Origin of the sequence: Panacibacter ginsenosidivorans, assembly GCF_007971225.1 — a bacterium.
Taxonomy (GTDB): domain Bacteria; phylum Bacteroidota; class Bacteroidia; order Chitinophagales; family Chitinophagaceae; genus Panacibacter; species Panacibacter ginsenosidivorans.
On the sequence record NZ_CP042435.1, the window covers coordinates 3,704,678 to 3,729,812 of the forward strand.

Here is a 25,135-nt window from a genome sequence, read left to right on the forward strand (position 1 = left end):
TTCCTTTTTAACAAAAATATGTGTGATGACAGAAAATGAAATTTTAAAGGCTTTAAGCAATGTACAGGAGCCCGATCTTGGTAAAGACCTGGTAACGCTGAACATGATAAAAGATATTGTTATTAATGGCAACGAGGTTTCTTTTACTGTGGTATTAACTACACCAGCTTGTCCAATGAAAGACATGATGAAAACAGCTTGTGTGAATGCTGTAAAAATCCTTGTTAATAAAGAAGCTGTTGTAAAAGTGAATTTTACTTCTAATACCAGCAGTAACAGAAAGGATACAAAGCAGTTATTACCCGGCGTTAGAAACATCATTGCAGTAGTGAGTGGTAAAGGTGGTGTAGGTAAAAGTACCGTTGCTGCAAACCTTGCATTGGCCTTTGCCAAAGGCGGCGCGAAAGTAGGATTGATGGATGCGGATATTTACGGACCCAGTGTACCAATTATGTTTGGCGTACGTGGAGAACGCCCCATGATGAAAGATGTAAATGGCAAAGGCATGATCATTCCGTTGGAAAGTTTTGGTATTAAACTGATGAGTATTGGTTTACTTGTTGATGAAAAGAATGCAGTGGTGTGGCGTGGGCCAATGGCAAGCAGTGCTATTCGCCAGTTTGTTACAGATGTGGACTGGGGCGAACTTGATTACCTGGTTATTGATATGCCACCTGGTACAGGAGATATTCATTTAACATTGATGCAAACAGTACCGGTAACAGGTGTAGTGATTGTTACTACGCCGCAGAATGTTGCCTTGGCCGATGCGAAAAAAGGTATAGCTATGTTTGGCCAGGCGCAGATCAATGTGCCGATAATTGGTCTTGTGGAGAACATGGCATATTTCACACCGGCAGAATTGCCCGATAATAAATATTACATTTTTGGCAAAGAAGGTGGCAAACGACTTGCCGATGAATACGATCTTGCTTTTCTCGGGCAGATACCATTGGTACAAAGCATTAGAGAAGGTGGCGATAATGGCGTGCCTGCAATGGTTGGCGATGATCCGGTTTCAAAAAAAGCGTTTGAAGATTTTGCCGGACTGGCAGCCAGGAATATTGCTATACGCAATGCAAAAGTGCCACAGACAAAACCGGTAGCTGTTGTTGAATAATTAAATCAGCAAAGAAGTTTATAAATTTTTGCTGTTATAGTAAGGAGCTTTAACATCGTGGTAAAATAAAAAAGTCCAGCCTAGTTCCTGGCCCTGCTGCCACCACAACTGGCGAAGCTCCATGCATTTTTTACCATTGTAGTCATACTTGGCAATGAACTTGTTTTTCATTTGCTGTAGTTGAGGTGCATCATCGCCACCAAAGAAAATAGTTTCACCTTTTTCTTTTATCCAATATACCTGGTGGTGCGGACTGTGTCCACCTGTAACATGATAGAAAATGTAATCATCAATAGAGCCATCACCATCGAGGAACACCACATTTTTTTCATGCTGCAAAATGGAAATTTCTTCTGCCATAAAAGAAGGGAAACCTGTTTCCATAGCAAATTCCATTTCTTTTTTTTGCACATAATATGTTGCATTTGGAAAAGAAAGATGATAATTACCCAACCTGTCTTTTATACTTACACCACCTGCATGATCTTTGTGTAAATGTGAAAGCAAAACTTTGGTAATGCTTTGTGGTTGTATATTATTTGCTTTAAGATTTGTATAGAGTTGTAGTTCTCCATGCCTGGAAAAACCAAGACCAGTATCTAATAATAAAATGTCTTTACTGGTGATAACAACAAAAGGCTGCACTTCCACGAGTAAACTTCCGATAGGTCTTTTTTGCAGGTCATCATTTTCAAGATCGAAAGGAACAAAAATTTTTGTTTTATCTATAGTAAAAACTCCTTCGGAGAGTGGTATTATTTGCATGCTCAAATGTATGGATTGCGAAATTAACGTAGCCTTTTTAAAGTTGAACATGCTGCCATTTCTTAATACTGTACAAGTGTGCGACGCAACAGTTGACGCTATGAAATAATAAAGCTGGAAACAAAATATTCTTCCACTTTTTTATTTTTCATACTTCTCAGTTGCAGGATGAAATGTACTCCACGAATGCCAGAACTCCTGGGAAGACTGCACAGGCTGCAACGCTTGTCCTTTGAGCATTCCATCAATACAGGCGCCCTGCATATTCCAGATTGATTGTGTATTGATGTCTCTCAAAGAAATGCCATCATTATTTTTTTCAAACTGCAAAACGGTACCATTTATACTTCTGCTAAACACATGAAATGAAGCAGTGTCTTTTTCCAGCGTTATAATAATTGGCAGGCCGGGCATTGAATCCTGTATCATTGAAGTTTCTACCAGTTTATTCCAGTCGTATGCTTTTGCGTTATTGTTATAAGCAACACCAATAACCCACGATTTAAATTTCCATGATGAAGAATCTCTTTTTTCCAAACTGCTTTTAATAGTGCCCTTATCATAATCGGCAAGATCATCGTAATCTTTTTGATAAAGTGTATCAGGTTGCATCACCGTTGAATTGGGATGCAAACTTAACCACGCCGCTAATGTTAATTGTTGAGATGGAAGCTCCTGTAACGCTTTGCCCTTAAGCGGTCCTGCAACGGCAACACCAGTAGCCTGCTGCCACCAGCTTTTAGTGGTTGCATCTTCAAACATGGCATTGAAATGATCCATACCCACCAGGCGAAAATCTTCTGGCTTGCCATTTACAAACGGACTAAATGCTCTTCCCGTTCTGCATACAGTACAGTAAGTGATCATTACCGGTGTATTGCCAATCGTATCTCTTACCTGGTGATGATAGCCGATGAGTTGTATAGGATAAGCTTTAGCTTCACCATTTATTGCAACCCCGATCACGAGTTTATTATCAGCAATTTTATTGGTAGCACCTGAAGCAAATATTTTTGATTGTGGCTGATAAAACATTTTATCTGCTTCAAAACGAAAATTGATAAAGAAAAATATTACAACATACAATAACAATGCAGCAGCTAAAAATATCTTCTTCCATTTTCCTTTAGTAAGAAATATTTGCAGAGACGGCCACAGAACAAGTGATAAACCTAATATCCTCAGCCATGTAATATTTTTACCCAGCCAATATGCAACATCGATGGTATTGCTTTGTTGACTACCCGGAAACGGCATAATAAAATATACTCTTAGTATTTCTACCGCAAAGAGTAAGAGTAAACCCGTTATTAATAAAAAGCCACGCATGAGTTAATGCATTTTTGAGGGAATCAAGATAGCGCTATTAATGTGTTTCGTAAAGTTTTTGCAATAAAAAACAATGCTATCAATCGTTAGCTTTATAACACTTTTTTAGAATATAGATTAGCAATCGCTTAGTAATATTGTACAAAGCATATACTCATGAAAAAACTAGTCTTACTTATTGCAATCAGTTGTTTTTCAGTTATGTCATTTGCACAGCCTGAAACAGAGTTTAACATCAAAAAACCTGATACATCAGCCAGGGAAGTAATTGTATCACAGGAAAGAGTTGCTAAACTTGAAAAAGAAATTGAAGAGCTAAAGGCATCCCATGCAGAGCTTCAAAGGCAACTGGCTGAGATAAAAAATCATTTACCTGTAGTAAAGAAAAGGAAGCCGGTGGTCTCAAGGGTGGGTAGTAAACAGGGTGTTTGGGTAGAGGAATAATTATATTTGAATAGCAATAAGCGGTCATTACAAAATGATCGCTCTTTTTATTTTTGTACCTGCTTTTGTAATACTATTAAGCTTTGGTTGTGTCACTCACTTGTACGTTTAGATCAGGTATCAACTTACAGTTATCGGCATTCAGTAAGGAAAGTGCATTTACCTGAAACCTGACGACTGATTGCTGACTTCTAACTTTCAGTACAAGTGTGCGACGCAACGGGTGCTGAAAAGAAATATACAGATGGCTTCACAAAAAAGCCATCACATTTGTGATGGCTTTTTCAATACAAGTAATGTAACTACTTTACTGAACAATAAGTTTCAGGTTGTCTGTTCCTGAAGTAGTTTGTAACCTTATTATGTAAACACCGGCAGAAAGTCTGCTGGTATTAATTGTTGTAGTATGCATTCCTGCCTGTAATTCTGTACTTAAAATAGTGTTGATTGCTTTTCCATTTGCATTGCACAATGTCGCAGAAACATGTCCTGCCTGTGTTACACTAAACTGCAAAGTGGTTTGTGTTTTTGCAGGATTAGGATATATCTTAGTATTGATAATTGCCGGTGCTACAATTGCGGAGGCCTCTTCTGCATCAACATAAGTATCAGCAAGTGCAGGCGCAGCTGCGGCTGTAACTGTTACAGATTTAGGATTCGATGCTATACCGTTTGCAATAACAGACAAGGCGTAAGAACCTGCCGCAATGCCTGCGGGCAAGGTAAAAAATGCAGTATCAGCTTTGGTACCACGCATAACACCTGTGCTGTTCCAGTTAAAGGTGCGTGCATAGTAAGTATTGGTGCTGTTCGACAAACGCACTATTGGAAAATTGGTTGCCATCTGGAAGTCATCTCCATAACAGGCGCCTTCTGAAATACCATTAAATTTTGTTCCTGTAATTCCCACTGATGATCCAACCTTTTTTAATTTCTTAATGGTGGGCTTTCCCGCAGCTACAGGAGTTCCGCCTGGTGTATAAACATAAAAAGTTGAGGAACCCTGCAGGCAGTATAAAATATTCCCATCTGGTAATACCAGCAGGTTGGTAGTATAACAAGGTGTATTGGTTGTTAAACCACCCTGTGGCGCATTAATACGTGTATAGGTATTTGTTGAGTAATCGAATTCATAATAAGAAGTAGGTGAGGGGAAATGATTAAAAGAAGTGGGAATTGCAGAACAGGTAAGCAAAATTTTTCCGTTAGGCATCATGGCTGTTGGGGCATCTGGCTGTCCCTGGGCATTTGGTAGATCAGGGCCTGCAGCCCATGTACCGGGGTTGGTTGTACCCGAAGGTGTGTAGTAAGCTGTATGCCCTGTTGAACCAATAAAAAATGCTCTGCCATCGGGCAGTAATTCACCGGCACCTGTTTCTAATCCATATGGATCATATAAAGAAACAGGTACTGTTGCATCTGCTACCCATTGGTTCAATGCCGGAATATATCTTTCAGAATTGGTAGTATTTCTGTCTACCATAAGTATGCTGTTGTCTGGCAATTTTATCCATGTAGATTCATTATGATAACCTAAACAACTGGATCCGTTTATGTAAGTATTTGCAGCAGGATTATATATTTTATTTTGTTGCAAAAAAGGGCTGCCTTGCACTATTGCCTGTAATACCCTGCCATCATCCAGTATTTCTGAATTTGCATCACTTACAAAAGCACCCGGCGAGGGGTTTGCAGTCCATGAATTGGTTAATGGATTATATGTTTCACCACTTGAGCCACCGGTTCCATATTCTCCGCCCGCCACATATACACGCCCGTCTTTCAATATCTGTGACGAAAAATAAAGACGGGAATTTATCATGGGGGCGATAGGAGACCAGGTGCCATTGATATAACTGCCCTGGTTGTCTGGTGTAAGCCTGTACCATAAGGTGCCATATCCATCAATGCCTCCTGCAAAGGTTTTGCAGATAACGGTGCCATCAGAAAGCAGCATACAAACTCCTCCGCTTGAAGCAGGGCAGTTTGCAGCAACAGCAGTCCAGGTTCCCTGTGCAATACTGTACATGCTGATAAAACAAAATGCAAAAAGGTAAAGTGCAATTTTTCCTTTGTGGCGCAATTTTGTTTTGGAGGTTGAATGGTTAAGAGTACGTTGTGTTTTTAGAAAATGTAATTTTTGTTTCATGGTGTTGATTTTATTTTTAATAGATATTGATCTTTTCAAAAAAATCAGTTACAAACAATTACAATTGAATATCCATGAAGCACTTTTCGCTGCAGTTTGTAAGGTTTTGATAGGATGGTGGAAGTGTCAGGAAAAGGAAGATAAGAAATCTATGCTGATCAAAACCAAAAGATATATTATTGAATTGAAATTTTAAGGTGAATTTTTTGTAACCAGCTTTTGTATTACTATTATGCTTTTGTTGTGTCACTCACTTGTACATTCATAACATATTGCAGCAGCATAAAAGAAAATTAAATGGGTACAATGCTTTTGATTTTCTTTGCATCTCAATATAACTTATGGTGCTATGAAACTCCCTGTTTATAAAGTAGACGCTTTTACTGATAGGCTGTTTGGCGGAAACCCTGCAGCAGTTTGCCCTTTGGAAGAATGGTTGCCTGATACCATTATGCAAAGTCTTGGCGCTGAAAATAATTTAGCTGAAACAACTTTTATTGCAAAAGAAAATGATCATTACCACATTCGCTGGTTTACACCAACGGTTGAGGTAAAGTTATGCGGTCATGCTACTTTGGCAACTGCACACATTTTTTATACAGAACTTGGTTATACAAAAGATGAAATAGTTTTTAATTCACTAAGCGGGTTATTAAAAGTATCACGTAAGGCAGAAGGTGTTTACACACTTGACTTTCCGGCTGATAAACTTCATCCTGTTACTGATGTACCCGATGCAATATTCGAAGGATTGAATATTGGCCCTGTTCCTGTTTTTAAATCATCATTTGATTATTTGCTGGTATTACATTCTCAACAGCAGGTAGAAGCATTAAAACCAGATTTTAAGATCTTATCTGCTTTAGATGCACGTGGTGTTATTGTAACGGCAAAAGGAGATGAAGCAGATTTTGTTTCAAGATGTTTCTTTCCGCCAAGTGGCATTGATGAAGATCCTGTAACAGGTTCTGCACATACATGCATGACTCCTTATTGGTCAGCTCAGTTAAATAAAACATCATTAAAAGCAATACAGGTTTCTAAGCGCCGCGGTTATCTTGATTGTGAATTAAAAAGAGATCGTGTATTAATCAGCGGTAGTGCTGTTACTTATTTAAAAGGCGAGTATTACCTCGATCTTTAATTGTTCCATATAGTTTAGAACGTACAAGAGTGCGACGCAACGAAGCTTAATTATTGATCTGATGCACGGCTCATAAATTTTATTTTTCATTTTTACATAATGACACAAGGTCACCAGTTAATTATATACACAGACGGTTCATCAAGAGGCAATCCCGGTCCAGGTGGTTATGGCGCTATTCTTATGTGGGGCGAAAAGCGTAAAGAACTTTCTGCCGGTTACAGGCTTACTACCAACAACCGCATGGAATTGCTTGCTGTTATCAAAGCTTTAGAAAGCCTTACTAAAAAAAATATTGCGCTTACTATTCATACCGACAGTCAATATGTAGTAAATAGCGTAGAAAAAAAATGGCTCGACAACTGGGTACGTACTGATTTTAAGGGAGGGAAAAAGAATAAAGATCTTTGGCTGCATTACTATAAATTATCAAAAGAATTTTCTATCAAATTCAAATGGGTAAAAGGCCATGCAGATAATGCTTTTAATAATCGTTGTGATGAACTGGCAACCATGGCCGCAGATGGCAAACATCTTTTGATAGATGAAGGTTATGAAAAGGAGGCTGGCAAATTGATTTAATAAAAAATGCCGGAGTAATTGCTCCGGCATTTTTTTATTCGGTTATTATTTTTACTTCGCAATTTGCAAAGAAAGTTTACCCTGCATAAGCCAATGATAAAATGCGATAAAAGAAGGAAGAAAAATAAGCGTTGAGATCACGCTGTTCCTGTAAAAAGGAAGACCTGCACGATAGCATTCCATAAGACCACCAAAATTATTCGCATAACCCATCAACTCAGATTGTGTGGCCCAAACAATATAATTAGAAATAAGAAAAAATATAGCTGGCGCTATTACTGTTGCTGACAGCATACCAACCAATCCGCCTTTGCGCAAGAGAACACCTATAAAACTCAAACCAATAATAAGCAGGTAATTGATCCATTGACCTTTATAAAATCCTGCAAAAGCAAACATATCGGCTGTATATAAAAGCTGTATCAGCACATCGCTTATGAATAATGTAATAAGCGGAAGTAAAATTATTTTCCTGCTGTCTTTCTCTGTAAAGCCTGCAAACAGCGCCACCGCAATACCTGCAGAGAACCCGCTGAAATTTATATCAGGTGCACAGATCACTTTTACCAGTGTTGTCACAGCTATAAGTACAAAAAGAAAGAGTATGGTCTTTTTATTAATTTTCATGAGCTCATTTTTTTCTAAAGGGCAAAAATACGGGTTAATTATTAAGGCACAAATGCTTTATAAGACAGCACATGGCTATCTGTGGAAATATGATAAGTTTCGCCTGCAAGAATAACAGCTACCTCGCCCTTGGACACAGAAAGATTGTTCACCATACCCTTTATGCTCATAGTGCCGTCGATCACTACAAAAATTTCCAGGGAGTTTGCTGTATTTTGATAAGAACCATTTTCATGCAGTTCAATTTTGCTGATGCCAAAATCAGGAACGGGGCAGGGATAATTTGTTTCCCCATTTTCTTTTTGTTCGCCTTTCATTACGTTTGGAACAATGGCTTCAAATGTGGTGTGTTTCAGGAGTTCGCCTACATCAACATGTTTAGGTGTAAGTCCGCCACGTAATACATTATCGCTGTTGGCCATCAGTTCCACATTCTGTCCTTCAAGATAAGCATGCGGAACGCCTGCACCCTGGAACACTGCTTCACCGGGATGTACCTCAACAATATTGAAAAAATAAATAGAGAAAACACCGCGGTCAATATTTCCCCATTCTTCTTTGCCTTCGTATAGTTTACTAACCCACCAGCCCGGATCATTTTTGGTAAGTTCACCATTTTGTTTGCGCTGAATTTCACGTTTTATCAAGGGAACAAGCATTGCATTCACTTCCTCCTGCTGCATATACATACCATGCTCAGAAAGTGTTTTGTAATTACCATCGCCGTAAATACTAACCAGTGGCTGAAACTCGGGTACAGTTTGTAAAACATTTTTCAATGCATCTTTTTCGCGAAAACCATGCAATAACCAAAACTCACTCAACGCAATCATTACTTCAGGCTTGTGATTCCTGTCTTTATAATTGCGAAACGCTGAATCAAGTTTTATACCTGCCGCTTCCTCTGCTTCAAAACCCGCTGCCGCCGCCGCCTTGGTAGGATGTACCTGGATGGATAGCATATCTTTTACATCCAGTATTTTAAACAAATAAGGCAATTCACCAAACTGCTCAAAAACTTTTTCACCAATAAATTCTGCATGATGATCATGCACCAACTGGTTTAATGAAAGCGCTCCATTTTGTGTTACTATTACAGACGGCGCCGATGGATGCGCACCCATCCAGTATTCTGCATATGGTATATGTTCTGCATTTGCAATACCCAGCCATTGCGGAATATAATCATAGCCGCCCCATGCATAATGCTGCACTTTACCTTTCAGTTTAAAAATTTTATCTTGTAGCATGTTTGTTTTTTGTAGTACTGCAAATTACAGCTAATGTTTAGAAAGCAAACAACGTTCCATGAGTTATAACAAACAAACAGGCAACAAGGGAGAAGATATGGCTGCCGTGTGGATACAGCAGAAGGGATATAGTATCATCGAGCGCAACTGGCGTTTTAAACACTGGGAAGTTGACATCATTGCTTCAAAAGAAAACAAGCTTCATTTCTTTGAAGTAAAAACAAGAACCTCTGCAAAGTTTGGTCATCCAGAAGAAAGTATTGGAAAAATCAAAATGCAAAGTCTTATAAATGCCGCAATGGAATACCAGTATCTGCATCCAGAGTGGAAATTGCTGCAGTTCGATGTATTGTCTATAACGATGATAAGAGGAACACCAACCGAATATTTTTTGATAGAAGATGTATTTTTTTAGGAGGTGAGCTGCAGTATTTTGTGGGATCGCCTGTTGTGTCACTCACTTGTGCGTTTAGAAATTATTTCAGCAATTACACTTCAATTCTTTCCATCATTCTTTCCACCATTTTATAAGTGGCAGGACAATACTCAACATTTTGCTGGTGCACATGAATATATTCTGTCATCTTTTTCTTTTTCAGATGAGGAAAGCCTGCACAACTTTCAGGACGCACAATGTAGATAGAACATTTGTTGTCTTTGAGGTTAAGAAACTGACATGGCTGTTTATTGTTTACCCAGTCTTTATCTTTCTTTTCAAAATGCAGCCATTTGCTTTTGAATGAATCAGGCGTCATCTCAAGATGCGCAGAAATTCGTTTGATATCTTTCTCTGTAAATGTTGGCGTCATGGTTTTGCAGCAATTGGCGCAACTGAGACAATCAACCTCGCCCCATACTTCAGCATCTATCTTTTCTGCAATTTTATCTAAACCCCTTGGCGGATTTTTTTCTACTTTGCCCAGGAATCTTTTAAATGTTTTCTTATGATGGCGTGCTTTTTGTTTAAATGAACGGAGGTTGACCTTTTCCATATATTGTTTTGATAAAGGCGAAAATAGCGGTTTAATACATTCGTGCATACATTTCAATAAACACGTTATAAACATTGTAGGTTATTGAGCAGTATGTGCTGCATATTGTTAAGTGTGTACAAGAGTGCGACGCAACGAAAGTATCATGGTTGTAATGCAGCCCGGCACAAAAAAAAATTCTTAATCATGATTTTATGTTTACAACAAATCCGAAATCATAAATCCGAAATCTGAAATCATTATGTGGGATGCCTATAAAAAAGGATTTAAAGCTTACCTGCAATTAGAGAAATCGCTGAGCGATAACTCTGTTGAAGCATACCTGCATGATGTAGATAAACTTACACAATACCTGCAGGCCAATGACAGCATGAAAGCGCCGTCTGAACTGGATCTGAACGACCTGCAGCAATTTATAAAAAGCGTTGCTGAACTGGGTATGACGGCCACTTCGCAGGCAAGGATTATATCGGGCATTCGTGGGTTTTACAAATATTGTTTACTCGAAAATATAACAGCAGTTGATCCATCAACCTTGCTTGAAACGCCCAAATTAAAAAGAGCATTACCTGATGTGTTAAGTTTTGAAGAAATTGAAAACATAATAGCACAAATAGATCTTAGCCGTTCTGATGGTGGGCGCAATAAGGCCATTCTTGAAACAATGTATAGTTGTGGTTTGCGTGTAAGTGAAGTAGTGGGTTTAAAGATTAGTTGCCTTTACCTGGATGTTGGTTTTGTTCGTGTGATTGGTAAAGGTGACAAAGAAAGACTGGTGCCTATTGGCAGCGATGCGGTGAAGTACATCAAGATATATAAAGATGATATAAGGGTACATCAGCCGGTACAAAATGGCAGCAGTGATATTTTATTTTTAAATAAACATGGCAAAGGGTTAAGTCGTGTGATGATTTTTTACATTATAAAAGACCTGGCAAAAAAAGCGGGTATTGTTAAAAATATTTCACCACATACCTTCCGGCATTCTTTTGCCACGCATTTGGTAGAAGGCGGCGCAGACCTGCGTGCAGTGCAGGAAATGCTGGGCCACGAAAGCATTACTACTACTGAGATATATACACATCTCGACAGAGATTTTCTTCGTTCTACACTACATCAGTTCCATCCTGCATTTAAGAAATAAACATCTGTGGATAACTTGGGGATAATGGAAAGCTTACATTATACGTTTATGTAAGCCAAACCAAATTCCAATAGCTATGAGAAATTATGCATTGATTGCATTAATGCTTTTTTGCGTGTCTGCAAAAGCGCAGTTTAAGTTACCCGTTGTTAAAGCTCCAAATGAGATCAGCCCTGTACTGGAAAAAGTGATTACCGATTTTCCCAATGATTTCAGTCACATTAAAGGTGACTTACTGGAAGAACAGCCATCCATTATTAATTATGCGTGTGTGCTTAACATGAAAGGAATGCAGCCGGGCATTATTTCGCAGTACGGGTATGCAGATGAGCATGCATACAGCTGGAAAAATGTATTGCTGGAAACAAACAATTTTGATGAAGCGAAGACTAAATTCAAACAGTTTTACAACAATATTAAAAAGACAGAGGCATCTATTGAAAAACTGGAAATAAAATTAGCTGCAGATTATGTAGAACCTGAAGCATTCAAAACATTTAATACAATACGGTTTAAATTAGAGACAATGCAGGACCTTGTAAAAGATGTGACTGTTGAATTGAATATGGAATATGAAATGGATGAATGGAAGATAACTGTAAGCGTATTTCATATAGAAGATGCGGGAAATAGTTTGACGAATAATTAAACCGCAGAAACACAAAGACAGAGAGATTTTTTGAGCACAGCCGGATTGCTGCTATTAAGCTTTTGTTGTGTCACTCACTTCAACGTTCTGCTCTCTCATGAACAACATGAAAATTTCCCTGCTTTTCTCCGCCTCTCCGATAATTGAATAAAATTATGGCGCGCCTTCGGCGCGCCATATTGCTTACATCTGAAAAATGTCTAAGGTTGAAATTAATTTGTAGTAGTGCCACCTTCTTCAAACCATTGCGCAATGATTGTTTTGTCTGCCTCAGGCAAATCGCCATTTGGTGGCATGCGCCTGTTACGCGGACTTGCAGGATCTACTGTTGCTGCTTTTATTAAAGCTGCATCCTGTACGATCGCATCGTCACTTGTTAAATTAACGGGCAAACCCTGTCCACCAGGCGAATGACACTCTACACAATTTGCCTGTATAATAGCTTTTACCTTAGGAAATAAAAGCGTTGTTTGCGGAGCCATAGCATCATGTTTACACGAAATAATAAATACAGTCGCAGCAAAGATTACTGATAATGCAGTGATCATTTTTTTCATACAAGATTGTTCTTTTCAATCCAGTACGTAAGAAAGAATCAAAACCTTTGTTAAGGAGTTATAAAAAAAGAAAATGATCATCACAGTTTGTAAAGCAGTTGACAAAAGACATCCTATTCCGTTGCTTTTGCTGTTGCTTTCCTGCCTTTTAGCAAGGCTGCATTTTCAGTCAGTTGAATAAACTCTTTGCGGTAGCCTTCTTTGTCTTCTCCCACTGCATTTTTTGCAAGTGTTTCCACCAAACTGAAATCTCCTGTGCCTTTATATTTTGACTCTCTCAAAACCATTCCAAATGATGCCACTGCTGCTGCAAAACGAAAGTTATTTGATGTTGCAACCAAAGCCACAGGATTACCGGTTAAAGGAAACGCTATGAGTTTACTTACATCACCTGTTGGTTCTTTATAACGCAGTTTTACATTCATTACTTCATTCGTAAATGCATTGGTTATCTTTTGTTTTTTTACTTTTTGGTAGCGTAATGCATCTACGCTATCCAATGGTTCATCAGGGGCATCAACAGGAACGATCTCATACAATGCAGTCACCGTATGCCCGCTGCCCAATTCACCAGCGTCTTTCTGATCATTATTAAAATCTTCTTTGGCCAGCATGCGATTTTCGTAACCGATCAAACGATATGCTTTTACCTTATCAGGATTGAATTCCAATTGCAGTTTTACGTCTTTTGCAATTGTAAATAAAGTACCACCAAATTCTTTGATCAATACTTTCTTTGCTTCACTGATGCCATCAATGTAGGCATGGTTACCGTTTCCTTTATCAGCAAGCTTCTGCATTTTACTATCCTGGTAATTACCCATACCATAACCAAGCACTGTAAGAAATACATTACTTTTTCTTTCCTCTTCAATAAGTTTTTCCAATGCATCATCACTGCTAAGACCAACATTGAAATCACCATCAGTACAAAGTATTACGCGGTTGTTACCTTCTTTTGCAAAATTTTCTTTGGCAATTTTATACGCCAGCTGAATGCCTGCTCCGCCTGCAGTTGATCCACCTGCTTCCAGTTTATCAATCGCATCTTTAATGGTTGTTTTGTTAGCGCCACTTGTTGAAGGCAATACCAATCCTGCATTACCTGCATATACAACCAAAGCAACTTCATCCTGCTCCCGCAATTGATCAACCAATAATTTTAAAGAAGCCTGCACCAATGGTAATTTATTTGGTTCATCCATGCTACCACTTACATCGATTAAGAATACAAGATTAGAGGCAGGTAAATTATCGACAGGTATCTTTTTTCCCTGCAATCCTACCAACACCAGTTCATGATCTTCATTCCATGGACAATTTGCATATTCCATATTCACACTAAATGGATCATTGCCTTTTGGCTGGGGGTATTCATAAGAAAAATAATTGACCAGTTCTTCTATGCGTATAGACCCTGCAGGTGGCAACTGACCATTGTTGATAAAACGGCGCATATTGCTATAAGATGCCGCGTCTACATCAATCGAAAATGTTGACAACGGATTATCATTTACTTTCAAAAAAGGGTTTTCAGTAATGTGGTCATAACCTTCTGTATTGAAATTATTGTTGTAGCGCCAGTCATCTGGTTCATTTTCTTCAACATCTTCATCTTCTTGTGGCGCATAATTTTTATCGATACTTTTTGTACCTCTTATTCTGATATTTGAATTTGATCCCGGAGAGCCGCTAATATAAATACCCGCAGCTTTGCCTGATAAATAACCAGGATTGACAGTCACAACACTGCCGGTCAATTCTTTTTTCAACTGGGTTCCATATCCTGTTACAACAACTTCCTGCAATGCCTGTACAGATGGCTCTAATTTTATTGTAAGATTTTCTTTATCCTTAACTTTTATTTCTTTGTCCGTATAACCAACATAAGAAATAACTAATACAGATTTTTCATCAGGGACAGTAATACTAAACGCACCTTTCGAATCAGTAGCTGTTCCGTTTTTTGTGCCTTTTATTATTACTGATGCACCCGCAATTGGGTTTCCCTTTTCATCAGTTACAACACCTGTTATTACTTTGGATGGCATAAAGGCAATACAAAATATGCTGAGCATTATGCCCAGAAATACTAATCGTTTCATATCAATTTTATTTAGTTGTTGAGAATAGAAGAATATTTATTGTAACAAACATTTGAATAAGCATTAAGCGTTTGTTGCGTCGCACTCTTGTACGTTCTCTTTTTTATTGAACAATGAGTTTATCTGTGTATTGTTTCTTTTTGTTTTTGTCTATGAGTAGTATGAAATACATGCCGGGAATAACAGAATATGGAATAGTAATTTCAATTGTTGAATTATCATTTGCAGCAGAGAAATCTTTGACAAGTACTAAGCCCGCATTATTATCCAAAAGCTGAATAGAATATTCTCCGGCTTTTTTAATTTCCAATTGAATTTGTTGACCTTTTGTAACAGGATTAGGAAATATTTTAAATGCTTCTTTTTTGAGAATTTTATTTACAACAGTTTTTGCAGTATCAATAGGTTTTGGTTTTCTGCATACAATGGTAAGTCCGGTTGTAACAACTACATCACCCGTTAGTGCAGTTTGCATTCTTGTCATTTCAGATTTTATAGATACCTGTTGTGTTCCATTTTCATAGGTAGTTACAATCTCTCCATTGTACTTGTTTAGATCAATCTCTTTTGTTTCATATCCAACGTATGCAAGAATTAATACTGGGAGCACTCCATTGTTTTTCATCTTTAATGAAAAATTGCCATTCATATCCGAAGCTGTTCCAATTTTTGAATTTTTAACTACTATCGAAGCATATGGAAGTACATCTCCTTTTTCCATATCTGTAAGTGTTCCTTTAATAATTAATTCATTTGTTGTATAGCTTAGAATTGTATCGCCCATTGCCTTAACCGGCTCTGCAATTGTATCATACACTGGGATTATTTCCGGAGACACTTTCTCCATTATCTCTGGCCTGTTATCAGGAATAACCTTTACAGGTGTTCCTAATTTAACTTTCCCAATTTTCTTCTGCGCATTTACTCTCCCAAACAACATCAACAATGGCATCACCGCTGCAACCCACCAGACTTTTTTCTTTTGCTCTGCTACTTCAACCATTGGTCTTTGCAGCTGATCATTTGCAAAACGACCGCAGGTTTTGCCACTTGCATTTTTAAAATAGTTGAGTACCTGCTGATCACTCATTAAACTAAAGTCCACTACTTGTTTGCTACAGCTGTCGCAGAATCGACCTTTTCCTTCGGGTGTCATATTCTCCCAATTCTCATGGCATGGTGTGGGTATATGAAAGTAAGTTTGCGCTTTCATGTCAGTTGATTTGTTAAATAGATGCAGCGATGAAATGGATTGCATAAACCCTGATAAAAAAATTTTGTCTTAACTTGTATTACTTGAAAATGCTGAATATATATTTGAATGTACAAGAGTGCGACGCAACGAAAGCATTATAGTAGTAATACAGTTTGGCTCATAATCAAAATAAATTATTGATACCTGTAAAGCACATAGAGAAAGCTCCACAAACAGATGAGGAATTGCTGCTTGCTTTTAAAGAAAGTAATAGCCAGGATGTACTTGCAAAATTATACCTGCGATATACAGACCTTGTATATGGTACCTGTTTAAAATATTTGAAAGACGCAGAAGCTTCGAAAGATGCGGTGATGAATATTTACCAGGAGCTACTGCAAAAGTTACCCAATCATGAAGTAGAAAATTTTAAAGGCTGGTTGTATGTGCTTACCAAGAACCATTGTTTGATGCAGCTACGCAGTTCTAAAAAAATGATCACGGTGGAATTTAACCCGGCTGTTATGCAATCGGAAGACTTTATGCATCTTGACAGCGTGCTGGACCGTGAACAGGATTTTAAAAAGCTGGAAGGCTGTATGGAAAAACTTCCTGAGGAGCAAAAGCAGGGTATTCAATTGTTTTATTTAGAGAATAAATGTTATAATGAAATTGTAGAACAAACCGGTATGGAATGGAACAAGGTTCGCAGCCTGATCCAAAACGGAAGACGCAACTTAAAAATATGTATGGACAAAAATGACTGATCCTAAGACACATATTAATTATACAATAGAAGATATTGAAAGATATCTTAATGGTGGCATGAACGCAAAGGAAATGCATGACATGGAAAGGGCTGCATTGCAGGATCCTTTCCTGGCAGATGCTATTGAAGGATACAGTGAATCCTCCATGCAGCAATCACATAAACACCTGAATGAGATAACAGCGCTTTTGCAAAAAGACAAACAGGATGCAAAAGTGGTGATCATGCCCACTAAAAGTTTTCAGTGGTGGAGGGTTGCTGCAATGATCATTGTAATTGCAGGTGTTGGTTTGTTTGGCTGGTATATAATGAACAATAATAAATCAACTGACCATGCACAAACAATTGCGGCGGTTAAAGAAAAAAATGAACCGGTAATAAAAGATAATGAACCTGCTATAGTTAAAGATGATACAGCAAAATTGATAGCCCAGGAAAGAAGTTCAATAACAGAAAATGATCTTTCAAAAAAACAGGCAACATCTAACAAGCCGGTCCCGTTAAGCAGGAATAAAGAAATGGAAGCATTTGTAAAAGCAAAAGATGCAGATGATATTGCTGCCGCAAAAAATGAAACTGATTCAATTCAATTTTCTATTGCACAAGCCGCACCGGGTTTGGAATTAAGCACGGCAGACCCAAAGCCTTCAAAAGTTTTTTCTCCTATTCAGAGAAGAGATGATGGCATGTTGGATAGTAATGTAGCGTTGAATCAATTCTCCGGTATAGTGTTGGACAATAATAATCAACCGGTACCCGGGGCGATTGTAACTACAGGGGAAAAGCGTTCCGTGCTTACAGATAACAATGGTTATTTTAAAATGCTTGCTGCTGATAGCCTGCTAAAGGTTTCTGTTTCGTCTGTTGGTTACGAAACCGCTAATGCAAATCTTTCCCTTGGATTTGCCAATAAAATTTCTATAGAGCCAGACCAGCAATCGCTTTCAGAAGTGGTGGTATCTGGTTATAGCAGTAAAAAGAAAGATGCTGCGTTTATGAAACGCGGTAATAGCGACAGTACTTTCCCTGCCGGCGGCTGGCAGTCTTTCCAGGAATACGTGTATAAAAAAATGAACAAACCTTTTGACTCTACCAATAACGAAATCTTTACCATACATGGCAGCGTTGAGATTGAGTTTTCTATTGATGAAGATGGTGACCCTTATAATTTCAATGTGGTAAAATCTTCCGGAAAAGAAAATGATGAAAGAGCCATCAACGCATTAAAAGAAGGTCCACGGTGGATCACTTCAAAGAAAAATAAAAAGAGTAAGGTGGTTATTCAGTTTTAATATTTTATGCACTAAACTGTATGGCTGCTATTAAGCTTCGTTGTGTCACTCACTTGTACTTTTTGGTCTTAATTCAGCACTTGTAATTGTTACGCATCTTCCTGTTGCAATTTTATTATCGCGAAAGTGAAATAAAATTCGTAAAATTATAGTGCCATATTGAAGTCCGTGCGCACAGCCTTTTCCGGATATATTTTCTTCATTTTTTATATTAACCAAAACAACCAGTTTATGAAACCGAAACTTTCGATTGCATTTTCGATTATGCTTATTGCTGTAATTATTGTTGCCTGCAATAATGAATCAGCCAAAGTAGAAACAACCGATACAACAAAAGAGGCAAGTCCAACGGTAATGTTTGGCGGCTTTGAAAGCCAGGCAAAATGGGGTGAACATATTGTTAAAATAGGCGGTTGTAATGATTGCCATACACCCAAAAAAATGGGACCAAATGGCCCGGAAGATGACATGAGTTTAATGCTTTCAGGCCACCCTGCAGGTGCGCCTCCTGCCCCATTCGATGCGAAAGAAGCTGCAAAAAAGGGATTAATTGTTACCCAAACATTCACAGCATGGACAGGACCGTGGGGAACAACATTTGCAGCTAATCTTACTCCGGATTCAACAGGTTTAGGCAGCTGGAAAGAAGAACAATTTCTAAAAGCCCTGAAAGAGAAAAAATGGATGGGTCTTGACAATACCAGGCCACTTATGCCACCCATGTCAATGATGCCTGTGGCATTAATGACCGATGATGAATTGAAAGCCATTTTTGCATACCTCAAAACGATACCGCCGATTCATAATATTCAGCCTGAGGCAGTGTTGCTTCCGCCGCCACCGCCGGCAAAATAAAGACAGAAAAGATTTTACTATTTCAAAAAAGAGGCTTCATGCCTCTTTTTGTTGCCATCATGTCAGCGAAACTGCATTTGGTATTTTCTTTGTCTTGTGCAGTTGGTCTATAGTAGGGCGTTGCTGTGCTGCCATTTGTTCATACAGTACAAGGGTGCGACGCAAGGGACGCTTAATTAATAATCTAAAAGCTAAGTACAAAAATAAATTACTATGCAAAAAGGACAGATAAGGGTTCATACGGAGAACATCTTCCCGATCATTAAAAAATTTCTTTACAGCGAGCATGAAATTTTTCTGCGTGAGCTGATCTCTAACGCTACCGATGCTACGCAAAAACTGAAAACGCTTTCATCAATTGGCGAAGCAAAAGGCGATCTTGGCGAACTGCGCATTGACATTAGCATCGATGCGACGGAGAAGACATTAACGATTGCCGACCGTGGTGTGGGTATGACTGCCGAAGAAGTTGATAAATACATTAACCAGGTGGCATTCAGCGGCGCTGAAGAGTTCCTTGATAAATATAAAGACGCGAATATCATCGGGCATTTTGGTCTTGGTTTTTATAGCGCCTTTATGGTGAGTGAGAAAGTGGAAATTTATACAAAGAGCTATCGTGAGGATGCTAAAGGTGTTTACTGGAGTTGCGATGGCAGCCCTGAATTTGAATTGTATGAAATAGATAAGGAAGACCGCGGAACAAAAATTGTTTTGCATCTGAATGAAGAGAGCAAAGAATTTTTAGAAGCAGATCGTGTACGCGGAATACTGGAAAGATTTTGTCGCTTCCAGGCTGTGCCTATTTTCTTTGAAGACAAGCAGATTAATAATCCCAATCCTATCTGGGTTAGAAAACCTTCTGAACTTACCACAGAAGATTACCAGAATTTTTATAAAGAATTATATCCTTACAGCGAAACACCTTTGTTCTGGATTCACCTGAATGTTGATTATCCTTTTAATTTAACGGGTGTGTTGTATTTCCCCAAGATCAAACAGAGTTACGAAATACAAAAAGATAAAATTCAATTGTACAGTAACCAGGTTTTTGTAACAGATGAAGTGAAGGATATTGTTCCTGAATTCTTGATGTTGTTGCATGGTGTAATTGATAGCCCGGATATTCCGTTGAACGTTAGTCGTAGCTATTTGCAGGGTGATCCGAATGTGAAAAAAATAAATTCTCACATTACAAAGAAAGTTGCTGATAAGCTTGATGAAATATTCCGCAATAACAGAAGTGAGTTTGAAGAAAAATGGGATAGCCTTGGTTTGTTTGTGAAGTATGGTATGATGACCGATGAGAAGTTTTTGGAAAAAGCAAACAAGTTTTTGGTGATGCAGGCCTCCCCAAACCCCTCCGGTGGAGGGGCTTTAAAGAAGGAGGCTTCTGATATCACTCCCCCACCGGGGGAGAAGGAGGGGGCTTTTTATACCCTTGAAGAATATAAAATAGCTACGGAGACTTTACAGAAAAATAAAGATGGCAAACAGGTTATTATTTACACAACAGATCCTATTCAGCAGGATGCTTATATACAGGCATGCGTTGCAAAAGGTTATATAGTTGTAAAGCTGGAAACGCTGGTTGATGCAGCTTTCATCAACAACATGGAAATGAAATGGGAAGGTGTGCACTTTGTGCGTGTCGACTCAGACATTGTTGATAACATCATCGACAAACAGGAAGCAACAGAAAGTGTGTTGAGCAAAGATGAAGCTGAACAACTGAAAACTATGTTTGGTAAAGAAATGCATAACCTGCATGTAACAGTTGAAGTAAAAGGCTTAAGTCCTGAGACTGCGCCGGTAATTGCAACACGTCCAGAGTTTATGCGCCGCATGAAAGATATGGGTGGTATGGGTGGCGGTATGGCTTCATTCTATGCAACCATGCCTGATGAAGTAACGCTTACTGTAAATGGTAATCACCCGATCTATCAATCGTTGCTGAAAGAATCTGATAAAGACAAACAGGAAAAGCAGATCAATAATCTTGCAGACCTTGCATTGTTATCACAAGGTTTGTTGAAAGGAAATGATCTTACCAGCTTTATCAACAGAAGTGTGGAGTTAATGCAGGGAGAGAAGAAGAGTTTGATAGTGGAAGCATAAATGCCCCCAGCCCTTAAAGGGGAGTTGAAAACATTATAAATTTTAAAACCTCGTTCTTTAGTGAATGAGGTTTTTTATTTTATGTACTTAGCTGAAGAATAAGAATTGGGCTGTGGTTGCGTCGCACACTGAAGCTGTTGGAATTTGTTTGTTAGATTTGATAACACTAATCTTCTGAATCATTTTATGAAAATATATTTTATTTCAACCTTACTCTTACTGCTAGATTTAAATAGTTACGCTCAAGACAGTTCACATTCAGAAAAAATTTTTGGAATAAAATCCTGCAAAATAGTTTACGTCTTTGATATAGGAATCGGAAAAGGAGAAAAAACTATCATCTTTGATGATTGGGGAAACGTTGCAAAAGAATATGGCGTCGTTTATCCGGATACTTCACAGATGAAGACTTTAATAGGCAAAGATTTTCCTCAGTTTTTTGATTCAATGCCTCTTAGTAAATTTTCTCAAGCACAGCACTTATTGAAAATTCAAACTAAAGGAGTTATGTATAATATTGATCTGGATAGAAAGGTTGGATATATTTCATCATATTTTCAACCGGATAGTTCATTCAAATTTCCAGATGGAATTGAAAAGACAATTGGAACTGATACTTTTTTAAATAGAAAATGTATAATTAAATCATTCGGTGACAAAGTCAAATTTTGGTATTGGAATAATTTGGTTTTGAAAAAAGAATTTGATGAAAATGACTTAGTTAAAACATTCGAATATGCAACTTCTATAGACGAAACATATATCATAAAATCAGATGAATTTGATATCCCAAAGGATGTAATAATTATAAAGAATTTTAGCGATCTAAAATAAACAATGCTCCAAACATTGTATCCGCCTTTTTATCGTACCCAACCAATACTTTTTTCTTTATTAATTGTAGTTTTGAGCTAGCAAGAATAAAATCAACGACATCTTCATTTTCTTTTTTGAAAACAGAACAGGTAATGTATAAGAAGTAACCATTTTTATTTACATGCTTAATTACATTTTGTACAATCTGCTTTTGAAGGTTAGCATAGTAATCAATTTTTTCTGAACTAAAAAAATACAGTTGTTCGGGTGTTCTGCCCCATGTGCCGCTGCCACTGCAGGGAACATCGCAGATAATAATGTCGGATTGCAGATTTCGGATTTCGGATTTTTGATTGGTAAGGTCGGCAATGAAAGAATGATATTTTGTTATGCCTGCTGCTGCAAAACGTTTTTTTAGGTTTTGAATAATAGAAGGTCGCATATCGGAAACGGTGAGATCGATATTTCCCAATGTATCAACCGCTAGTAAAGATTTACCACCACTTGCTGCGCAACAATCCCAGACTTTTGGTTTTGAGTTTTGAGTTTTGAGTTTAGTGAGTTCTAAAAATTCAGCAATGCGTTGTGAAGAATAATCCTGCACGACAACTTCTTTATTTACCTCCAGTATATCATCAATTTTTGTGGCATTAAAAAGTGCGAGGCAATCATTGCCATATTCTTCAAAGAGTATAGTGTTTGCCTTCAACTTTGAAAGAGCTCTTTCTCTTTGTCCAGGTCTTATTCGTAAGAAAAGTTCTGGTTGTGTCAAATGAGATAACGCAAATGCAGTTGCATCAATGCCTTCGCTTAATTCATCCTGCCAGGGAAAAATATTTTCGATAGAGAACGGATAACCGAGTAATTGTAGTTTGTCTTGTAAAGAATCTGTAATATTTTCTTTCCATTCGGGTCTTAGCTCTGAGATTATTTCATGTGTGTCATTGGAACAAAGAAATAAGGCGAGTAATATTCTTTCTTCTACTTCTAACCCCAGTTCCGCATGACCAAGCCTGTAATAACAATAACAAAGATGTGTAATATGCTTCCTGTCTCTTGAACCATACTTTTTATGCAGTGCAAAATATTTTTTCAGGTAATCATTGAATGGCGTACTACCATTATACTGTTGTATAATTGTTGCTGCCGTGGTTACATAACTTTTGTAGAGATGTTCTTTTGCCATTGATGCGAAGATATTGGATTAGCCGCCATGAAAACATACGGCACAAGTGAGTGACACAACGAAGATGCCACGAAGACGAAAGCAGGTATCAAAATATTACCACATATCCATCGGGTCTTCGCAAATCCTGAAGTTCTCATTGAAACTATCTATCAGCGCTACATCTTCTTTAGATAAAGTAAAATCGAAAATGTTGAAGTTCTCTTCAATGCGCAGTGGGTTTGAGGATTTTGGAATAGTTGAAACTCCATGCTCAATATTCCAGCGAAGTATGATTTGTGCAGGTGTTTTATCGTACTTCTTGCAGAGCTGCTGCACGCGTTCATCACCAAACTTTTTGCCTCTTGTAATGGGCGAGTAAGATTGCAATTGTATGTTCTTCTCTTTGCAAAACGCCATCACATCTTTTACAAATAACCACGGCGTAAACTCTATCTGGTTTACAACAGGCTGAATGTTTGCATACGTTTCAAGCTCATATAAAAAAGGGATAAGATAATTGGCAACACCAATTGCACGTACACGTCTATCAGCGTATAACTTTTCAAGTGCTTTCCAGGTGTCTTTCCTTTTTCCTTTAACGGGCCAGTGCACAAGGTAAAGATCGATGTGATCAATGTTTAACTTTTGCATGCTTGTATCAAATGCACGCATGGTATTATCATAACCCTGGTCTGGGTTTGCAACTTTCGTGGTAACAAATATTTCATGCCTTGCAATACAGCTTTCTCTTATGGCACTGCCAATCTCTACTTCATTTTTATAAGCTGCGGCAGTATCGATTAAACGATAGCCAACTTCCAAAGCCTTTAGCACTGCAGCTTTTGCTTCAGCCTCGTACATATCATAAACACCAAGGCCAAGCAATGGCATTTGTATTTCATTATTGAGCACTGTGTATGGCTGTGTGTTCATCATCATGATCTAAAAGTATTAAAGATTGTTGAAAGGAAGTGAAAGGTGAAAAGTCAAAAGTGAAATTGTTTCACGCAAAGGAACATAAGTAACAAAGGCGCAAAGTTTTTTCTTCGCGCCTTTGCGTCTTTGTGGTGAGAGTGTATTACCACTTTCTTAACCCCAATAATTTTTCTCCTAACTCACTTAACACGGCAGTGTCAAATTTTGTTTGCTCCCAATTGCGCGGGTCACCGGGGAATGCATAACCTTCCGGTGCAATGCGGTTTTTCCATGAGTTTATACGCCATTGCTTCAATGCTTCATTATCTTCTTCTGCAGGCATCATAGAAATGTATTGTGCAATGCGAACTTTGTTGCCACTCATGTTTGGACGAATACCATGTGGTTGCAGGCTATTGAAAATTAGAAGATCTCCTGCTTCCATTTTTACTTTGTCAAAACTAAAACCTGTTGTATCGGGTTTGAAATGATCACGATCTTCAGGCTGCGTTAATTTCCATGTATCATAAGTTCTGAATAATTCAGGCAAACATTGAAAGCCACCCATGTTCTCATCCGCCTGGTCTGCCAATGCAAGCACACCCTGCACATTTACAGGTTTTGTTTCAGGATCATAATCCCAGTGAATAAAGCCTTTGTATTCAAAACCCGGACGAATAGGAAAATTCAAATTTGCCCTGTCAATTGTTACCCATAATTTTTCTGTGCCCCAGATATCAACGAATGCATCATACACACGTTGCATTTGTCGGTTGTTCCAAAGATGCTGGTTGTTATAAACTTCCACCATACCTGTGTTGGTAAGTTCTTTCATTTTCATTTCTGCGCGTGGAGGTGCGTACCACGTTTCAGAATCGTTAGGATCTTTCTCTTCAAACTCCCACAAAAAATCTGCGGTTGCTTTTGCCTGCTCTTTGGGCACTGCATTTTTTATAACTACATAACCATTGTGAATCCAGAAGCTCCAGTCATCTTCACTTAGTACACGCAATGGTTTGCCATTACTTCTGTCGTTCAATTTTGTCGCGCTGCTTTTTGCAGTTGACGGATTACCCGGAATGTCTTTGTGTGCATTGTTGGGAATCATGGAAGGTGCCATTGTCGGGGTCATTGTCTGTTGTTCCATATT

24 protein-coding genes are annotated in these 25,135 nt (G+C 38.2%); 12 read left to right on the top strand and 12 right to left on the bottom strand.

Annotated features, from left to right (window positions below; translation table 11 throughout):
- The first annotated feature begins 25 nt into the window (after window positions 1-25).
- Window positions 26-1,120: an Mrp/NBP35 family ATP-binding protein gene (locus tag FRZ67_RS15505; protein WP_147190875.1), complete on the top strand. Its 1,095-nt coding sequence runs from the start codon at window positions 26-28 to the stop codon at window positions 1,118-1,120.
- A gap of 18 nt (window positions 1,121-1,138) precedes the next feature.
- On the opposite strand, the gene FRZ67_RS15510 is transcribed toward FRZ67_RS15505, so the two are convergent.
- Together FRZ67_RS15510 and FRZ67_RS15515 are read right to left on the bottom strand one after the other, a co-directional pair.
- Window positions 1,139-1,885: an MBL fold metallo-hydrolase gene (locus FRZ67_RS15510; protein ID WP_147190877.1), complete on the bottom strand. Its 747-nt coding sequence runs from the start codon at window positions 1,883-1,885 to the stop codon at window positions 1,139-1,141.
- 141 nt (window positions 1,886-2,026) lie between these two features.
- Window positions 2,027-3,214: a DUF3179 domain-containing (seleno)protein gene (locus FRZ67_RS15515; protein WP_147190879.1), complete on the bottom strand. Its 1,188-nt coding sequence runs from the start codon at window positions 3,212-3,214 to the stop codon at window positions 2,027-2,029.
- 156 nt (window positions 3,215-3,370) lie between these two features.
- On the opposite strand from FRZ67_RS15515, the gene FRZ67_RS15520 reads away from it, so the two are divergent.
- Complete coding sequence (locus FRZ67_RS15520) at window positions 3,371-3,658, top strand: hypothetical protein (RefSeq protein WP_147190882.1); 288 nt, start codon at window positions 3,371-3,373, stop codon at window positions 3,656-3,658.
- A 307-nt stretch (window positions 3,659-3,965) separates the two neighbouring features.
- Here the strand turns inward: FRZ67_RS15520 and FRZ67_RS15525 are convergent, their stop codons facing one another.
- A complete protein-coding gene (locus tag FRZ67_RS15525; RefSeq protein ID WP_147190884.1) occupies window positions 3,966-5,807 on the bottom strand; it encodes a T9SS type A sorting domain-containing protein in 1,842 nt (613 codons plus the stop codon).
- 349 nt (window positions 5,808-6,156) lie between these two features.
- On the opposite strand from FRZ67_RS15525, the gene FRZ67_RS15530 reads away from it, so the two are divergent.
- Both FRZ67_RS15530 and rnhA read left to right on the top strand, forming a co-directional pair.
- Window positions 6,157-6,951, top strand: coding sequence for a PhzF family protein (locus FRZ67_RS15530; RefSeq protein WP_147190885.1), 795 nt, complete (start codon window positions 6,157-6,159; stop codon window positions 6,949-6,951).
- A gap of 99 nt (window positions 6,952-7,050) precedes the next feature.
- A complete protein-coding gene (gene rnhA, locus FRZ67_RS15535) occupies window positions 7,051-7,533 on the top strand; it encodes a ribonuclease HI (RefSeq protein WP_147190888.1) in 483 nt (160 codons plus the stop codon).
- Between the two features lie 51 nt (window positions 7,534-7,584).
- Here rnhA and FRZ67_RS15540 read toward each other — a convergent pair whose 3' ends face one another.
- Both FRZ67_RS15540 and manA read right to left on the bottom strand, forming a co-directional pair.
- On the bottom strand, window positions 7,585-8,160 hold the full coding sequence (locus tag FRZ67_RS15540) for a DUF6580 family putative transport protein (RefSeq protein ID WP_147190890.1): 576 nt from the start codon (window positions 8,158-8,160) through the stop codon (window positions 7,585-7,587).
- 41 nt (window positions 8,161-8,201) lie between these two features.
- Window positions 8,202-9,410, bottom strand: coding sequence for a mannose-6-phosphate isomerase, class I (gene manA / locus FRZ67_RS15545; RefSeq protein ID WP_147190892.1), 1,209 nt, complete (start codon window positions 9,408-9,410; stop codon window positions 8,202-8,204).
- A gap of 58 nt (window positions 9,411-9,468) precedes the next feature.
- On the opposite strand from manA, the gene FRZ67_RS15550 reads away from it, so the two are divergent.
- Window positions 9,469-9,825 carry a YraN family protein gene (locus FRZ67_RS15550; RefSeq protein ID WP_147190894.1) on the top strand — a complete coding sequence of 119 codons (357 nt, stop codon included), beginning with the start codon at window positions 9,469-9,471 and terminating at the stop codon, window positions 9,823-9,825.
- A gap of 73 nt (window positions 9,826-9,898) precedes the next feature.
- Here FRZ67_RS15550 and FRZ67_RS15555 read toward each other — a convergent pair whose 3' ends face one another.
- Window positions 9,899-10,402: a YkgJ family cysteine cluster protein gene (locus FRZ67_RS15555; RefSeq protein WP_158638382.1), complete on the bottom strand. Its 504-nt coding sequence runs from the start codon at window positions 10,400-10,402 to the stop codon at window positions 9,899-9,901.
- 241 nt (window positions 10,403-10,643) lie between these two features.
- Here FRZ67_RS15555 and xerD point away from each other — a divergent pair, with 241 nt between their 5' ends.
- Both xerD and FRZ67_RS15565 read left to right on the top strand, forming a co-directional pair.
- The gene (gene xerD, locus FRZ67_RS15560) at window positions 10,644-11,546 is read left to right on the top strand and encodes a site-specific tyrosine recombinase XerD (protein WP_147190897.1); all 903 of its coding nucleotides are present in this window, start codon (window positions 10,644-10,646) and stop codon (window positions 11,544-11,546) included.
- 76 nt (window positions 11,547-11,622) lie between these two features.
- The gene (locus FRZ67_RS15565; protein ID WP_147190899.1) at window positions 11,623-12,195 is read left to right on the top strand and encodes a hypothetical protein; all 573 of its coding nucleotides are present in this window, start codon (window positions 11,623-11,625) and stop codon (window positions 12,193-12,195) included.
- A 212-nt stretch (window positions 12,196-12,407) separates the two neighbouring features.
- On the opposite strand, the gene FRZ67_RS15570 is transcribed toward FRZ67_RS15565, so the two are convergent.
- The 3 genes from FRZ67_RS15570 to FRZ67_RS15580 form a co-directional block, all read right to left on the bottom strand.
- Window positions 12,408-12,752, bottom strand: a complete 345-nt coding sequence (locus tag FRZ67_RS15570) for a c-type cytochrome (RefSeq protein ID WP_147190901.1) — start codon at window positions 12,750-12,752, stop codon at window positions 12,408-12,410.
- 113 nt (window positions 12,753-12,865) lie between these two features.
- Window positions 12,866-14,857, bottom strand: coding sequence for a vWA domain-containing protein (locus FRZ67_RS15575; RefSeq protein WP_147190904.1), 1,992 nt, complete (start codon window positions 14,855-14,857; stop codon window positions 12,866-12,868).
- Window positions 14,858-14,960: 103 nt separating this feature from the next.
- On the bottom strand, window positions 14,961-16,070 hold the full coding sequence (locus FRZ67_RS15580) for a carboxypeptidase-like regulatory domain-containing protein (protein ID WP_158638383.1): 1,110 nt from the start codon (window positions 16,068-16,070) through the stop codon (window positions 14,961-14,963).
- A gap of 155 nt (window positions 16,071-16,225) precedes the next feature.
- Here FRZ67_RS15580 and FRZ67_RS15585 point away from each other — a divergent pair, with 155 nt between their 5' ends.
- From FRZ67_RS15585 to FRZ67_RS15605, 5 genes are all read left to right on the top strand, one after another.
- On the top strand, window positions 16,226-16,819 hold the full coding sequence (locus tag FRZ67_RS15585) for an RNA polymerase sigma factor (protein ID WP_225975361.1): 594 nt from the start codon (window positions 16,226-16,228) through the stop codon (window positions 16,817-16,819).
- Window positions 16,812-18,113: an energy transducer TonB gene (locus FRZ67_RS15590; protein ID WP_147190908.1), complete on the top strand. Its 1,302-nt coding sequence runs from the start codon at window positions 16,812-16,814 to the stop codon at window positions 18,111-18,113. Before FRZ67_RS15585 ends, FRZ67_RS15590 begins: the two co-directional genes overlap by 8 nt.
- Window positions 18,114-18,344: 231 nt before the next feature.
- The gene (locus FRZ67_RS15595) at window positions 18,345-18,968 is read left to right on the top strand and encodes a c-type cytochrome (protein ID WP_147190910.1); all 624 of its coding nucleotides are present in this window, start codon (window positions 18,345-18,347) and stop codon (window positions 18,966-18,968) included.
- A gap of 213 nt (window positions 18,969-19,181) precedes the next feature.
- The gene (htpG, locus tag FRZ67_RS15600) at window positions 19,182-21,086 is read left to right on the top strand and encodes a molecular chaperone HtpG (RefSeq protein ID WP_147190912.1); all 1,905 of its coding nucleotides are present in this window, start codon (window positions 19,182-19,184) and stop codon (window positions 21,084-21,086) included.
- Between the two features lie 186 nt (window positions 21,087-21,272).
- Window positions 21,273-21,920 (top strand): hypothetical protein, encoded by a 648-nt coding sequence (locus FRZ67_RS15605; protein ID WP_147190914.1) that lies wholly within the window; start codon window positions 21,273-21,275, stop codon window positions 21,918-21,920.
- On the opposite strand, the gene FRZ67_RS15610 is transcribed toward FRZ67_RS15605, so the two are convergent.
- From FRZ67_RS15610 to FRZ67_RS15620, 3 genes are all read right to left on the bottom strand, one after another.
- Window positions 21,904-23,088 carry an RsmB/NOP family class I SAM-dependent RNA methyltransferase gene (locus FRZ67_RS15610; protein ID WP_147190915.1) on the bottom strand — a complete coding sequence of 395 codons (1,185 nt, stop codon included), beginning with the start codon at window positions 23,086-23,088 and terminating at the stop codon, window positions 21,904-21,906. The two genes, FRZ67_RS15605 and FRZ67_RS15610, sit on opposite strands and share 17 nt — an antisense overlap.
- Before the next feature lie 96 nt (window positions 23,089-23,184).
- The gene (locus FRZ67_RS15615) at window positions 23,185-24,009 is read right to left on the bottom strand and encodes an aldo/keto reductase (protein ID WP_225975362.1); all 825 of its coding nucleotides are present in this window, start codon (window positions 24,007-24,009) and stop codon (window positions 23,185-23,187) included.
- Window positions 24,010-24,148: 139 nt separating this feature from the next.
- Window positions 24,149-25,132 carry a phytanoyl-CoA dioxygenase family protein gene (locus FRZ67_RS15620; protein ID WP_225975363.1) on the bottom strand — a complete coding sequence of 328 codons (984 nt, stop codon included), beginning with the start codon at window positions 25,130-25,132 and terminating at the stop codon, window positions 24,149-24,151.
- Between the last annotated feature and the right edge of the window lie 3 nt (window positions 25,133-25,135).

What these genes read in the sequence shown, in the direction of transcription:
- FRZ67_RS15505 (WP_147190875.1), top strand. Translation starts at nt 26, where the DNA reads ATGACAGAAAATGAAATTTTAAAGGCTTTAAGCAATGTACAGGAGCCC.
- FRZ67_RS15510 (WP_147190877.1), bottom strand. Translation starts at nt 1,885, where the DNA reads ATGCAAATAATACCACTCTCCGAAGGAGTTTTTACTATAGATAAAACA.
- FRZ67_RS15515 (WP_147190879.1), bottom strand. Translation starts at nt 3,214, where the DNA reads ATGCGTGGCTTTTTATTAATAACGGGTTTACTCTTACTCTTTGCGGTA.
- FRZ67_RS15520 (WP_147190882.1), top strand. Translation starts at nt 3,371, where the DNA reads ATGAAAAAACTAGTCTTACTTATTGCAATCAGTTGTTTTTCAGTTATG.
- FRZ67_RS15525 (WP_147190884.1), bottom strand. Translation starts at nt 5,807, where the DNA reads ATGAAACAAAAATTACATTTTCTAAAAACACAACGTACTCTTAACCAT.
- FRZ67_RS15530 (WP_147190885.1), top strand. Translation starts at nt 6,157, where the DNA reads ATGAAACTCCCTGTTTATAAAGTAGACGCTTTTACTGATAGGCTGTTT.
- rnhA (WP_147190888.1), top strand. Translation starts at nt 7,051, where the DNA reads ATGACACAAGGTCACCAGTTAATTATATACACAGACGGTTCATCAAGA.
- FRZ67_RS15540 (WP_147190890.1), bottom strand. Translation starts at nt 8,160, where the DNA reads ATGAAAATTAATAAAAAGACCATACTCTTTCTTTTTGTACTTATAGCT.
- manA (WP_147190892.1), bottom strand. Translation starts at nt 9,410, where the DNA reads ATGCTACAAGATAAAATTTTTAAACTGAAAGGTAAAGTGCAGCATTAT.
- FRZ67_RS15550 (WP_147190894.1), top strand. Translation starts at nt 9,469, where the DNA reads ATGAGTTATAACAAACAAACAGGCAACAAGGGAGAAGATATGGCTGCC.
- FRZ67_RS15555 (WP_158638382.1), bottom strand. Translation starts at nt 10,402, where the DNA reads ATGGAAAAGGTCAACCTCCGTTCATTTAAACAAAAAGCACGCCATCAT.
- xerD (WP_147190897.1), top strand. Translation starts at nt 10,644, where the DNA reads ATGTGGGATGCCTATAAAAAAGGATTTAAAGCTTACCTGCAATTAGAG.
- FRZ67_RS15565 (WP_147190899.1), top strand. Translation starts at nt 11,623, where the DNA reads ATGAGAAATTATGCATTGATTGCATTAATGCTTTTTTGCGTGTCTGCA.
- FRZ67_RS15570 (WP_147190901.1), bottom strand. Translation starts at nt 12,752, where the DNA reads ATGAAAAAAATGATCACTGCATTATCAGTAATCTTTGCTGCGACTGTA.
- FRZ67_RS15575 (WP_147190904.1), bottom strand. Translation starts at nt 14,857, where the DNA reads ATGAAACGATTAGTATTTCTGGGCATAATGCTCAGCATATTTTGTATT.
- FRZ67_RS15580 (WP_158638383.1), bottom strand. Translation starts at nt 16,070, where the DNA reads ATGAAAGCGCAAACTTACTTTCATATACCCACACCATGCCATGAGAAT.
- FRZ67_RS15590 (WP_147190908.1), top strand. Translation starts at nt 16,812, where the DNA reads ATGACTGATCCTAAGACACATATTAATTATACAATAGAAGATATTGAA.
- FRZ67_RS15595 (WP_147190910.1), top strand. Translation starts at nt 18,345, where the DNA reads ATGAAACCGAAACTTTCGATTGCATTTTCGATTATGCTTATTGCTGTA.
- htpG (WP_147190912.1), top strand. Translation starts at nt 19,182, where the DNA reads ATGCAAAAAGGACAGATAAGGGTTCATACGGAGAACATCTTCCCGATC.
- FRZ67_RS15605 (WP_147190914.1), top strand. Translation starts at nt 21,273, where the DNA reads ATGAAAATATATTTTATTTCAACCTTACTCTTACTGCTAGATTTAAAT.
- FRZ67_RS15610 (WP_147190915.1), bottom strand. Translation starts at nt 23,088, where the DNA reads ATGGCAAAAGAACATCTCTACAAAAGTTATGTAACCACGGCAGCAACA.
- FRZ67_RS15615 (WP_225975362.1), bottom strand. Translation starts at nt 24,009, where the DNA reads ATGATGATGAACACACAGCCATACACAGTGCTCAATAATGAAATACAA.
- FRZ67_RS15620 (WP_225975363.1), bottom strand. Translation starts at nt 25,132, where the DNA reads ATGGAACAACAGACAATGACCCCGACAATGGCACCTTCCATGATTCCC.